This is a genomic window from Sorangium sp. KYC3313 (assembly GCF_052075895.1).
Classification (GTDB): Bacteria; Myxococcota_A; Polyangia; order Polyangiales; family Polyangiaceae; genus Sorangium; species Sorangium cellulosum_B.
Genome location: NZ_CP197255.1, coordinates 11,782,296 through 11,795,087, shown reverse-complemented (window position 1 = coordinate 11,795,087; position 12,792 = coordinate 11,782,296). Strand labels below are relative to the sequence as shown.

General features: G+C 71.1%; 10 protein-coding genes. 4 read left to right on the top strand and 6 right to left on the bottom strand.

All coding sequences use genetic code 11. The features are described 5' to 3' along the window. Positions 1-39 precede the first annotated feature (39 nt). The 6 genes from ACSRUE_RS44925 to ACSRUE_RS44900 form a co-directional block, all read right to left on the bottom strand. Entirely contained in the window at positions 40-1,986 is a 1,947-nt protein-coding gene (locus tag ACSRUE_RS44925) for a sigma 54-interacting transcriptional regulator (protein WP_437761636.1), read from the bottom strand. Positions 1,987-2,249: 263 nt separating this feature from the next. Next, a complete protein-coding gene (locus ACSRUE_RS44920; protein ID WP_441288929.1) occupies positions 2,250-4,004 on the bottom strand; it encodes a hypothetical protein in 1,755 nt (584 codons plus the stop codon). 220 nt (positions 4,005-4,224) lie between these two features. Continuing rightward, a complete protein-coding gene (locus ACSRUE_RS44915) occupies positions 4,225-5,067 on the bottom strand; it encodes an SDR family oxidoreductase (protein WP_437549504.1) in 843 nt (280 codons plus the stop codon). Positions 5,068-5,183: 116 nt separating this feature from the next. Next, positions 5,184-6,332 carry an NAD(P)/FAD-dependent oxidoreductase gene (locus ACSRUE_RS44910; RefSeq protein ID WP_441288928.1) on the bottom strand — a complete coding sequence of 383 codons (1,149 nt, stop codon included), beginning with the start codon at positions 6,330-6,332 and terminating at the stop codon, positions 5,184-5,186. A 6-nt stretch (positions 6,333-6,338) separates the two neighbouring features. Further along, positions 6,339-7,172 (bottom strand): 3'(2'),5'-bisphosphate nucleotidase CysQ family protein, encoded by an 834-nt coding sequence (locus ACSRUE_RS44905; RefSeq protein WP_437761632.1) that lies wholly within the window; start codon positions 7,170-7,172, stop codon positions 6,339-6,341. A gap of 5 nt (positions 7,173-7,177) precedes the next feature. Continuing rightward, positions 7,178-8,119, bottom strand: coding sequence for an aldo/keto reductase (locus ACSRUE_RS44900; protein WP_441288927.1), 942 nt, complete (start codon positions 8,117-8,119; stop codon positions 7,178-7,180). 357 nt (positions 8,120-8,476) lie between these two features. On the opposite strand from ACSRUE_RS44900, the gene ACSRUE_RS44895 reads away from it, so the two are divergent. From ACSRUE_RS44895 to ACSRUE_RS44880, 4 genes are all read left to right on the top strand, one after another. Beyond that, on the top strand, positions 8,477-9,082 hold the full coding sequence (locus ACSRUE_RS44895) for a hypothetical protein (protein WP_441288926.1): 606 nt from the start codon (positions 8,477-8,479) through the stop codon (positions 9,080-9,082). 74 nt (positions 9,083-9,156) lie between these two features. Further along, positions 9,157-10,254 (top strand): pectin acetylesterase-family hydrolase, encoded by a 1,098-nt coding sequence (locus tag ACSRUE_RS44890; RefSeq protein ID WP_437761629.1) that lies wholly within the window; start codon positions 9,157-9,159, stop codon positions 10,252-10,254. A 242-nt stretch (positions 10,255-10,496) separates the two neighbouring features. Further along, positions 10,497-11,189 (top strand): ROK family protein, encoded by a 693-nt coding sequence (locus tag ACSRUE_RS44885; RefSeq protein WP_437864695.1) that lies wholly within the window; start codon positions 10,497-10,499, stop codon positions 11,187-11,189. 275 nt (positions 11,190-11,464) lie between these two features. After that, positions 11,465-12,754, top strand: a complete 1,290-nt coding sequence (locus ACSRUE_RS44880; protein WP_441288925.1) for a cytochrome P450 — start codon at positions 11,465-11,467, stop codon at positions 12,752-12,754. The last annotated feature ends 38 nt before the right edge of the window (positions 12,755-12,792 follow it).

Here is a 12,792-nt window from a genome sequence, read left to right as displayed (position 1 = left end):
CCCCGCCTCCTGAAGAGCCCTCTCCGTCCCGTGGTCCCGTCAGATCCCGTATTGCCGGAGCTTCTTGTGGAGCCCCTCGCGCGTGATCCCGAGCGACTTGGCCGCGTTGGTCTTGTTGTTGTTGTGCCCGCGCAGCGCTTCCAGGAGGAAGAACTTCTCGACCGCGTCCATCATCTCCTTGAGCGACCCCTTCGGCGTCCCCGCCCGCGCGATGAGCCCCTCGACCTGCCGGATCCTCGGCGAGAGCAGCTCCGGCGTCCCGAACGCCCCCGGCTCCAGCTGGATGACGATCCGCTGCACCTCGTTCTGGAGCTCCCGGACGTTGCCCGGCCAGTCGTACGCGACCATGAGCTCCATCGCCTGCTGGCTGAACCCGCCGCAGGGCTTGCCGATCTCGTCCGCGTAGCGCTCCAGGAAGTGCGTCGCGAGCAGCGAGATGTCGTCGCGCCGCTCTCGCAGCGGCGGCAGGCGGATCGGGAAGACCTTGAGGCGGTAGTAGAGGTCCTCGCGGAACCGCCCCTTGGCCACCTCGTCCTCGAGGTTCCGGTTCGTCGCGGCGACGATGCGCACGTTGACGTGCTTCGGGCTCGTCGCGCCCACGGGGCGGATCTCGCCCTCCTGGAGCGCCCGGAGGAGCTTCGATTGCAGCGACAGCGGCGTCTCGGTGATCTCGTCGAGGAAGAGCGTGCCCCCGTCGGCGATCTCGAACAGCCCCTTCTTCTCCTCGGTGGCGCCCGTGAACGACCCCTTCTTGTGCCCGAACAGCTCGCTCTCCAGGAGGCTCTCGGCCAGCGCCGCGCAGTTCTGCGCGACGAACAGCTTGTCGCGGCGGCGGGAGCGGTAGTGGACGGCGGCGGCGATGAGCTCCTTGCCCGTGCCCGTCTCGCCTTCGATCAGCACCGTGACGCGGGTGTCGACCACCTTGTCGAGCTGCCCGATCACCTTGCGCATCGCGTCGCTGTTGCCGATGATGTCGACCGCGCCCCCGCCGCCGCCCCGGCGGCGCTCCTCGCGCCCCTTGAGGAAGCTGTTCTCCTTCTGGAGCCGCTCCTCCGCGAGCACGAGCCGCTTGATGAGCCGGGCGTTCGCCACCGCGAGCGAGGCGTTGGCGGCCAGCACGAGGAGCGTCTCCAGGTCGCCGGCGTTCAGCATCCCGGGCACGCTCCGGTTGTCGGCCTGGAGCACGCCGATGATCTCCTCGCCCTTCCAGAGCGGGACGGCGAGCGTGCTGCGGATCGACGCGCCCATCAGCGACTCGGACTGCCCGACCTCGATCGGCGCGTCGGCGGCGAGCACGGCCGCCCGCTCCTTGATCACCTTCCGGTACACGCTGCGCGTGATCGGGACCGGCCCTGCAGGCGGCCCCCCTTTGCCCGACGCGGACCGGACCCGCGTCAGCACCGGCACGAACGCCGCCGGCGCCGCGCCCGGCTCCTGGTCGTCGTCGCGCAGCACCACCGTGACGTGGGTCGAGCTCGGCACCAGCGCGAGCACCGCGTCGGCGATCTCGGCGAGCACCTCGTCGAGATCGGTCGCCGCGCCGATGCGCTTCTGCGCCGCGTACATCGCCGACAGCGCGCTCGGGTCGCGCTCGATCTTCGCCTCGGCAGGCTCGATCTCGTCGAGGCGGCGGATCGAGACGACCCGCGCGTCGTCGGCCTCCTCCGGGATTTTCACCACCATCCGGGTGACCGCGTCCCCGGAGCCGAGCTCGATGACGTCCCCCGTCTGGAGGGCGAGCGCGCTGCGCCCCGCGCCGAGCTCCAGCCGCTCGCCCCGCCGCGTCACGCTCGTGCCGTTCGTCGAGCGCAGATCCTCGAGGATCACCCCGTCGGCGCCGCTCACGATGCGCGCGTGCGCCCCGGAGACGTGGCGATCGTCGAGGACGACGCGGTTGTCCGACGAGCGCCCGAGCGTGATCAGCTCGCCCTGGAGCTCGAAGGTGCGCCCGGCAGCGAGACCCTGGGTTACCTCGAGCACGATCATGGTTCGTTCTTCAGCGGGGAAGACCCCGTGACAAGGGCCGGAGTAAACCGTCAAGACGGCGGAGGCGCCAGGAAAAATCAGGCGCCGGGCGCGTCCGTGAAGCGTCGTGCGAGCGTCATGCGAGCTTCATGCGAGCTTCAGGCAAGCATCGCGCCCGGGTGGCGCCAATCAAGGAAAATCTGGAGCCAGGTGATGTGCCTACCTGCGCGCTTCATGCGCCCCGTGCGCCCCGACCGCGGACGGGGCGCACGGCGCTGCGGCGATCACTGCGCGCGGGCGGTGAGGCGGTAGATGACCGTCTTGAAGGGCGCGTTGCCGGCGATCTTCTCGGGATCCTTCGAGGCCTCGCCGTCGTCGACGATCTTCTGCAGCTTGGTCGCGACCTCGGCGTCGCCCTTCGGCGAGAGGGCGTCGATGACCGAGACCGAGACGAAGCGGACGGCCGCGTTCGAGACCTTCGGCATCGCGTCGATGATCTGCTGCCGGACCTCGGGGGTGCCGAGCACGCCCACCATGTAGGCGGACTTGATCCCCTGGAACTGCGTCTCCTTCACCTGCGACGCCGGCTCGCCGAGCTTGCCGACGTAACACTCGAGCTTGGTGCCGCAGGCCCCGAGCAGCTCCTTCGCGATCTTGATCTCCTTCTCCATCGACTTGCCGACCGTGCCGCCGCCGCTCGTGCGGGTGCCCGCGAGCCGGTCGACGTCGGCGATCTGGTCGGGCTTCATCAGCTTGAGCGCCGTCTGCAGCGAGACGTCGCGGATCTGCGCGACGTCGTCCTCCTCGCCGCGCGCCTCGAGGCCGGTCTTCACGAGCCACGGCACGAGGCTCGCGTCGAAGAAGTTGCTCGCCGCCTCGGCGAGCATCACCCGCGCGTTGATGCCGGCCGGCGGCATCTCGAGCCCCGCGGGCGTCTTCTCGTAGGCCGCCTGGAAGGCCGCGAGGGTCTCCGGCGTCCTCGGCACCTTGGTCAGCTCGCGCGCGATGATGGCGCGCGGCACGTCCTCGGCCTTCCCGAGCGCGGCGAGCAGCGGCTGCGACGACTCCTGCCGGCCGATCGTCGCCAGGACGAGCGCGGCCGCCGCGACGTGGGCGGTCTCCGCGGCCTTCTTCTGCTCCGCGCTCGCCTTGTCGCCGGCGCCCTTCAGGTTCTCGACCTTCGAGTACTCGACGAGCTCCTTCTGGTCGCCCTGGAGCAGCGCGATCGTCGGCTCGATCGCGGGCTTGCCGATCTTCGTGAGCGCCAGGATGGCCGTCGTGGCCGCGTCCGCCTTGAACGGCGACAGCACCACCTTGAGCAGCGGCACGACCGCCTTCTCGCTGCGCTGCCACCCGAGCAGCTCCGCGGCGGTGATCTGCCAGAACAGCTCGTTCCGCATCGTGCCGACGTCCTTCGGGTCGTTGATCGGGCGCCCGATCATCGTGATGAGCCCGTCTTCCCAGGCCTTGCTGTTGATGTCGACCATCGCGTCGTGCACGTCGCGCGAGATCGTCGAGCCCTTGGGCTTGCCGTGCTGGAGCTTCGAGAAGACGGCCATGAGCGGCTCGGCGGCCTTCTCCGACTTCATCGCGCCGAGGCCGCGCACGGCCCAGCGGACGTCCTCCTCGGTGGACTCGGGCTTGTAGTCCTTGAGCGCCTTGATGAGGCAGGCCTCGCCGCGCGGGTCCCTCGTGTCGGAGATGAACTTGATGAGCTTCGAGTTCGTGCGCTCGTCGAGATCGCCGGTCACGCACTTCTGCGTCATCGGCTCGATGATCTTGTCGAGGAGCGGCTTCACGGTCGGGCCGTTCCGGTCCTTGTTGTCACGCGTCATCGCGTCTTCGAAGAACTGGACGAGCCGGTTGACGGAGGCGGTGAGCGTGGCCGGGTCGTCGAGCCGCTTGACGTGCGTCTCGGGGTCGTTCTCGTCGCCGCATCCGACGATGACCCCTGCGGAGAGCGCCATCGACGACGCGGTGGCGGCCCCCAGGAGGAGCGAGCGAAGGAGCGGCAGGATGCTGCGTGCTGAGCGGGACATGGTGTTTCCTCCGGGACCTCGGTGATGCTGCCGGCCTGACCTCGCCGTCGCACGGTGCGCTTCAGGAGAGGCGGTCAGCGGCTAGCCTTCGTTAGCCTGAGGGGACGAAAGCGGACAAAAACAGCGCGCGGCAGGGGGCGCGGCCCCCCTTCGGCCACGACGTGGCGCCGCTCCGCCATGGAAACGGCGAAGCCGACGCTATTCGCCGTCAGAGAACGTGTCAACGCGAGCGCGGCGCCGAGACGAGCCGACGGATCCCCGTGGCGAAGAGCCGGTCGGGGATGACACGGCGCAGCGCGACGAGCGCCCGTGCGTCCCGGCCGACGAGGGTCCTGAAAGGCGGTGATGCGTCGTCGATGAGGCGGAGGATCGCGGCCGCGACCGGGGCGGGCGGCGGCGCCTTGGCGGCGTCCTTCAGGACGATCTGCTCGATCGCCCTGGTCATCGCGCCGTAAGGGCCGTCGAGCGAGACGTGGGCGCCGCGCCGCTGGTTCTCGTAGAAAATTTCGGTCTTGAAGGTCCCGGGCTCGACGAGGCAGACGTGGACGCCGAACGGGGCGACCTCCCAGCGCAGCGCCTCGCTGAAGCCCTCGACGGCGTGCTTCGTGGCCGCGTAGGCGCTCACGCCGGGGAGGCCGACGAGCCCGGAGAGGCTCGAGACGTTGACGATGCGGCCGCGCCCCGCGCCGCGCATCGCCGGGAGCACCGCGCGCGTCACGGCCATCAGCCCGAAGACGTTGGTCTCGAACTGCGCCCGGACGTCGCCGTCCGCCTGCTCCTCGAAGGCGCCGCCGACCGCGATGCCGGCGTTGTTGACGAGGGCGTAGGCGGGGCCGTGCTTCCGGAGGATCTCCCGGACCCTGTCGGGCGCGCTCGCCGCGGCGACGTCGAGCTGCTCGATCTCGAGCGTGACGCCCCGCGCGCCGGCGGCGGCGAGGAGCGCGCCGGCCTTCTCGGGGCGGCGCATCGTGGCGATGACCCGGTGGCCCGCGGCCGCGCACGCGACCGCGGTCGCGAGGCCGATGCCGCTCGAGGAGCCGGTGACGAGGACGAGGTGACCCATGGCGAAGGGGCGCGAGTATAGGCGAAGCGCAGGACGGCGGGGGAGCGCGGGGCGCGCGGCATGTGCGGCGCGCGCGCCGCGTCGAAACGCCGCCGCCGCGCCGCCGGGGCGGGCGCTCAGCCGATGATCATCGCCTCGCTGAGGAGCCGGCCCTCCCTGAAGCGCCGCAGGTTCCAGCGGTCGAACAGGGGGAGAGAGGCGCCCTCGGCGATGTGCTGCGCGAGGAGCTTGCCCATGACGGGCGCGATCATGAAGCCGTGCCCCATGAACCCGGAGGCCTGGTAGAAGTGCTCGACCTCGTCGACCCCGCCCACGATCGGGTTCTGATCCGGGGTGAGATCGTAACAGCCGGCCCACTGCCGCAGCACCTTCACGCTGCCGAGGAGGGGGCACGCGGTGACGAGCGCCCGCGCGTACAGGGAGAGGAACTTGTGGCTCGACCCCATGTCGAGGCCGTCAGGGACGTCCTCGTTGGAGATGCCGCCCACGATCTCGCCGCGCATCGACTGGGAAAAATAGAGGCCGTTCGAGAGATCCGCGACGAGCGGGCCGAGCCAGGGCTTGAGCGGCTCGGTCGAGCAGATCTCGTGGCGGTGCGGGTGGTTCGGCAGCTCCACGCCGAGCATGCGCGCGACCTCGGGGCTCCACGCGCCGGCCGCGTTGACGACCTTGCTCGTCCGGATCTCGCCGCGATCGGTGACCACGGCGTCGATCCGCGCGCCCTGCGTGCGGAAGCCGAGGACGTTCGTGAAGGTGGCGATGTCGACGCCGAGCTTCTGCGCGCGCTCGGCGTAGCCCCAGACGAACGGCCAGGGGAACACGACGCCGTCGTCGGGGTTGTAGCTCGCCGCCACGACGCCGTCGGTCGAGAGCTGCGGCACGATCGCGCGCGCCTCGTTGGCGGTGAGCATCCGCGTCCCGAGGCCGCACGCGTTCTGCACGGCGACGCTCTTCTCGAGCGTCCGGCGGCCGGCCTCGCTGCGCACGAGGAAGAGGTAGCCGCCCTGCCGGAACCAGATGTTGATCTTCATCTCGCGGGCGAAATCCCGGCAGATGCGGATGCTCTCCTGCATGAGCCGGATGTTGCCCTCGCTCGAGAACTGCGCACGGACCCCGCCGCCGTTGCGCCCGCTGGCGCCGCCGCAGAGGTAGCTCCGGTCGACGACGACGATGTCGGTGATGCCGTGGTGCCGCGCGAGGTTGTACGCGATCGCGAGGCCCATGATCCCCGCGCCGACGATGACGATCTCGGCCTGCCCCCGCATCGCGCCTCAGCCGAGCTCCGACCTCGCCGCGGCGACGACGGCGGCCTGGAGGGCGCCGTTCGAGGCGATGATGCCGCGGCCGAGCTTGAGCCCGGGGCCGTTGTAGTCGATGGGCGCGCCCGAGAGGTCGGTGAAGCTGCCGCCCGCCCCGAGGAGCACGGCTTCGGGCGCGCAGCTGTCCCAGAGCTTGGCGCCGCCGCCGCCGTGCACGTAGAGGTCGACCTCGCCGGTCGCGATCCGGGCGATCTTCACGCCGACCGAGCCGCAGGGGACGACCTTCGAGATGCCGAGCCGCGCGAGGAGCGGCTCGATCTCCTTCGGCCGGTGCGAGCGCGAGACGATGAGCGTCGCGTCGGCCGGAGCGCTCACCGCCGAGACCCGGAGCGGCCTGCGGCTGCCGTCCCTCGCCTCGAGGAAGGCGGCGCCGCCCTCGCCGGCGCGGCCGGCCAGCGCCTCGCCCGTCGTGGGCATCACCACGACGCCCAGCGCCGCGCGGCCGCGATCCGCGAGCCCGATCATCACGGCGAACTCGCCGTTCCTGTCCGCGAACTCCCGCGTGCCGTCGAGCGGGTCGACGAAGAACACCCGCTCCTTCCCCAGGCGCGAGGCGAGCTCGTCGCCGCTCGGGACGCTCTCCTCGGCGAGGATCGCCTCGCCGGGGAAGGCGGCCTCGAGCGCGCTGCAGATGAGCGCGTTCGCCTCGCGGTCGGCGCGGGTCACCGGGTCGCCGGGGCCCTTCATCTCGACGGCGAACGGCGTCGCGTACACGTCCATCACGATCGCCGCCGCGGCGCGCGCGATGCGGACGATCTCGTCGAGCTCCCTGTCGTTCTGGTCCATCCTGCTCACACCTCGATCCCGGCCTGCCTGAGGCGCGCGGAGAGCTCCGTGAGCGCCGTGTCCTGGAGGTAGGGCGGCATGCCGGCCTCGCGGACGAGCTGGTCGAGCTGGGCGACCGAGCGGGGGCCGAGCACGGCGGACGAGACGACGCGGTTCGCGAGGACGAAGCGCAGGGCCGCCGAGCGGAGCGACGTGACGGCGCCCGTGACCAGCGGCCGGAGCGCGTCGAGCTGGCGGATGCGGGTCCTGAGCTCGTCGCGGGTCCACCGCTGGTGGCGGTGATCGTCGAGGTAGAACTCGCGATCGGGGCTCCACTGGCCGGCGAGCAGCCCGTGCGCGAGCACCGATCGGGCGAGGACGCCCGCGCCGGACTCGGAGACGTCGCCGGCGACGTCGTGGAGGTCGCCGGGGAAGAAGGCGTTGTAGGCGATCTCGATGACGTCGACCTCGTCGCGCAGCGCGGAGCGGGCGACGTCCGCGGAGCCGGCGCTCACGCCGTAGGCGCGGATCTTCCCGGCCTGCTTGAGGTCCTTCAGGAAGGCGAGGGCCTCCTTCGATTGCATCGCGGCCACGGTGGGGTTGTGGAGCAGGACGACGTCGACCACCTCGCGGGCGAGGCGCTCCTGCGACCGCTCGAACGCGGTGCGGAGGTGGGCCGGGTCGAACCGCTTCGTCGGAGGATCGCCGTCGCGAACGGTGCCGATCTTCGTGACGACGAACGTCGTGCCGGCGTCCTTGAGCCGCCTGCCGAGGCAGCGCTCCATCTCGCCGCGGCAGTAGACGTCGGCGGTGTCGAAGAGGTCGATGCCGACCGCGAGCGCGCGATCGATGACGCGATCGATCTCGACGTCGGCGATGGGACCGTAGCCGTCGCCGGAGAGTCCCCAGGTGCCTAGGGCGAGCTCCGAGACCTGAAGGGTCGTCTTGCCGAGGGGGCGCTTCCTCACGGGCGGCGATCTACACCAGCGCCGGGAGGGCGCCACGAAATAGGGGCGGAGCTCCGGGCACGGCGCGCCGCGTCGCGCGCCGCGCGCCGTGCCCGGAGCGGCGGCGTTGCCCCCGGGGCGGGCGTCCCCGTCGCGCCTCGGCGCGCGGTCGCGGGGCGCGTCCTCCGGGGCCTCACGCGCAGGCGCGGGCCGTCGGGCCGCCACGTACCTGCGCGCTCTGCCACGGAACGCTCCGTGCCAGGAGCCAGGGAAGGGGATTGATGCGGAAGCGCGCGGGGCGGCACCGCCGGGGGCAGGGTCTTCAGGTGACATGTCGAGTCGAGCCCTGCCGGTGGCCGACGAAGGGGGCTGGAGAGTATGGCGAAAGGGCCTAATGAGGCAGCGGCGGCCGAACCCATCAGCGACCGGAGGTCGCGGCCGCCCGCGGCGAGCGCCTCTGCGCGGCGCGCGCTGGAGCTCGTCGCCGTCCGAGGCAAAGACGTGCTCGGCGTCCGCCATGTGCTCGCGGAGGGGCGCGCGCACATCGGAGACACGCCCGCGTCCATCGTGCGCGTGCCGTCGGCGGAGCTCGATAGAGCGGCCCCGGTCATCGCGGAGGTGATCGGCGCCCGCTACGTGCTGCACGTCCCGCGGCGGACGCGGGCGCGCCTCCATGGGGCCGACGGGCTCGCGCGCCTGTTGACGGGCCCGGCCGACATCGAGCTCCAGGAAGGAGACCGTGCCGTGATCGTGATCGGGGCCGTCCAGATCCGCGCGCAGATCGTGCCCATCGAGATCATCTCACGCCTGGGTGCGTCCGGCCTGCGCTGGATCGGCCTCCTCGGCGCCCTCTACCTCGTCGCGCTCGGCGTCTGCGCCGCCCTCGCGCCGCGCGACCGCGCCCGCCTCGACGAGGGGTCGATCCGCCGCGCGGTCGGCGAGGCCGCGGCGCAGCTGTGGGCAGAGCACGCCCCTGTGCCATGACGCGACGGCACCGCCGGGCGGGCCGTCACCGGCGGTGATGCCCGCGCGTCATGGAGTGGTATTCTCCGCCCTCCATGCGATTCAAGATCGTTCCGCCCCTCGCGGTTCAACTCCTGCTCTGCCCGCTCGCCGTCCTCGGTTGTGACGGCGCGTCCGCCGAGCACGAAGACCCGAGCAGCGAGCCGCGGGGCGGGATCCTGAGCCTGCCGTCCGGCTGGAGCTCCATCGCGCCGGGCGGCGAGACGACGTGCTCGCGCGGTGATCCTTTCAAGTACTTCGTCCGTCCGGGCACCGTCAATCGCCTCATCGTCGAGTTCCGGGGCGGCGGCGCCTGCTGGGACGCAACCACGTGCTCGTTCGCGGGGGCGCTCTTCCAGGAGACGGTCGGCGAGGACGCCCTGGCGACCGGGATCTACGATCATGAGAACCCGGACAACCCCTTCAAGGACTGGCACCATGTGTACATCCCCTATTGCACCGGGGACGTCCACTGGGGCGACAACGTGGCCACGTATGGGGAGGGGAGCCAGGCCGTCACCATCCAGCACAAGGGCGCCGTCAACGTCCGCGCGGCGCTCGGCTGGGTCTACGAGAACGTCCCCGCGCCGGAGAAGATCTTCGTGACGGGCTGCAGCGCGGGCGCGTACGGCGCCATCCTCTGGTCCGCGCACCTGAGAGAGCACTACAAGAGCGCGTCGGTCATCGAGTTCGCCGACAGCGGGGCAGGGATCATCACGGAGACGTTCTTCAGGGACAGCCTTCCTTCCTGGAAGCCCGAGGGCGCTTATCCCACATGGATACCTGGCCTCGACCCGGCCCAGCTCGCGCGGCTGTCGGTGCTCTACGAGAAGATCGGCGCCCATTACCCCGACATGCGCCTGTCGCAGTACAACACCGCCTATGATGAGGACCAGGTCTTCTTCTTCAACGCGATGGGCGGCGGCGACGCCCAGGCGTGGTCAGACGCCATGAGGGCAGAGATCGCCGAAATCGAGGCGTCGACGCCGAACTTCAGGTCGTTCCTTGCCGCCGGCTCCGCGCACTGCATCCTCTGGCGGCCGGAATTTTACACCCTCGAGTCGCGCGGAGCGCGCCTCGTGCAATGGCTCGACGGGCTCGCAAACGGTGCGCCGCCGCCGAGCGTCGCGTGCGACGCTTGCGGCTCGCCTTGAGCGTCGCCCGGGGGCGGGCGGCGCGGGGGCCGGGGCACCGGGGGGCGCGCTGGTCGGCGCCGGGCGGAGCGTGCGCGGGAGGGCGGGCGCAGGGGGCGTGGTCGCCCGCTCAGGCGTGCGCTGTTGCGGCGCCGGTTGACGCGCAGCCAGAGCTCTAGATTATGTCCGCCGCGAACGCGGGTGCGTGGGTGCATCCGCGGCGGCCCCGGAGGAAGAGCTCCGGGGGGAGTACAGAGGGATCCATGCGCACGCTTTGTATCGATATCGGCGGAACGGGGATCAAGGCCACCATCCTCGACGAGCAGGGGACTCCGATGACGGATCCCGTGCGCGTGTCGACGCCCCAGCCGGCCTCGCCGGACCCCATCCTCGACCTCATCGAGGAGATCGCCCGGGCGCAGGGGGAGTTCGACCGCGTCTCGATCGGCTTCCCCGGGGTGGTGATGGAGAACGTGACCAAGACGGCGCCGCACCTCGACAACGAGAAGTGGAAGGGCTACCCGCTCGGCGAGGCCGTCGAGCGCCGCCTCGGCAAGCCTGTCCGCGTCGCCAACGACGCGGGCATCCAGGGGCTCGCCGTCATCGAGGGCAAGGGGCTCGAGATGGTGCTCACCTTCGGCACGGGGCTCGGCTGCGCGCTGTACATCGACGGCCGTTACGTGCCGAACCTCGAGCTCGGGCACCATCCGTACGGAAAGAGGGACCTGAAGTACGAGGACCGCGTGTTCGACGCCGAGTGCAAGCGCATCGGCCCGAAGCGCTGGAACAAGCGCGTGCGCAAGATGATCGAGCAGGTCGAGCCGATCTTCAATTACCGCAAGCTCTACCTCGGCGGCGGCAACGCGCGCCTGCTCGACGCCTCGCGGCTGCCCGAGAACGTCGTCGTGGTGGACAACGTCGCTGGCCTGCTCGGCGGAATCAAGCTCTGGGCCTAGAGCGACGGTCACCCGCTTCGGATACGGGCCCACCTCGACGTTTTCGGTGCTCAGCGCACCGGAGTGCGCTTGCGCGCCGAAAACGCCGATCTGGGCCCGTCTCCTGTGCGGGAGACCGCCGCTCTGATCGGCATGGTGCAGAGGTGGGCGGAAGCCGTTGTAGCCAAGGGCGGCCGCGCGCCCGTGCGCTGGCGGGGAGGCCGGCCTGGGGCGGGCCTGCGCGGGCGTGGGCCGCGCCGGTTCCCAAGCGGGCGTGGCCGTCGTACCCTGCTTCGATGAACTCGCCCGACGCACCGAAGCCCGACGCACCGCCCGCGGCCAATCCAGCGGCGGACGCTGATCTCGATCCGTTTCGCCTCCAGTCGCCGGAGACGCTCGCGAACCCGTACCCCGTGTACGCCAGGTTGCGCCAGGAAGCGCCCGTGTACTTCAGCGCGGCTTACAACGGCTGGCTCATCACCCGCTACGACCAGGTCGCGGCGGGCTTTCGTGACCCGCGCCTGTCGGCGAAGCGCTCCAGCGCCTTCGTGACGAAGCTGCCTGACGAGGTGCGGCAGCGGCTGGAGCCCTTGCGCCGCAACCTGGCGTCGTGGGCCTTGCTGCTCGATCCGCCGGAGCACACGCGCATCCGCTCGCTGATCAACAAGGCGTTCGTGCCGCGGCTCGTCGAGGGGTTGCGTTCCCGGGTGGAGACGCTGGTCAACGAGCTGCTCGACGCGGTCGCCCCGGCGGGCCGGATGGACGTCCTCCGCGATCTCGGCGACCTCTTGCCGCTGCTCGTGATCGGCGAGGTGCTCGGTGTACCCGTCGAGGACCGGCACCGGCTGAAGGGCTGGTCCAACGCGCTCGGCGGCTTCCTCGGCGCCGGCCGGCCGACGCTGGAGATCGCGGGGGGCGCGCTGAGCGCCGTGGCCGAGCTGGAGGACTATTTCCGCGGCGTGATCGCGGCCCGGCGGCAGAGCCCCGGCAACGACCTGCTCAGCCAGCTCATCCTCGCGGAGGAGCAGGGCGCGATCCTCGGCGAGCAGGAGCTGCTCTCGACGTGCTGCATGTTGCTCTTCGGCGGCCACGAGACGACGAAGAACCTCATCGGCAATGGCCTGCTCGCGCTCCTCCTCCACCGTTCCGAGCGCGAAGCGCTGCGCGGCACCCCGTCGCTGATCGGCCCGGCGGTGGAGGAGCTGCTCCGATACGACTCTCCGGTGCAGTGGATGAGCCGCGTCGCGCTCGACGACATCGAGCTCGACGGCGTGCGGATCCCGAAGGGCGATCGCGCTTTCCTGGTGCTCGGCGCGGCGAACCGCGATCCCGCGCAGTTCCCCGACCCCGACAAGCTCGACTTCCGCCGCACGGACATCCGTCACATCTCGCTCGGCCTGGGCGTCCATTACTGTGCCGGCTCCGCGCTCGCCCGGGTGGAGGCCCAGGCTGCCATCTCCACGTTCCTGCGTCGTTTCCCCGACGCCGAGCTCTCCCCTGGGCCGCTGACCTGGCGCATGAACCCCGGCATGCGCGGCCTCACCGCCATCCCGATAGATCTAGGCCCGCAGAGCTCCGCCTCCTGACCAACTCCGACCCCTCGTCCCCCCACCCACCGTTCCAA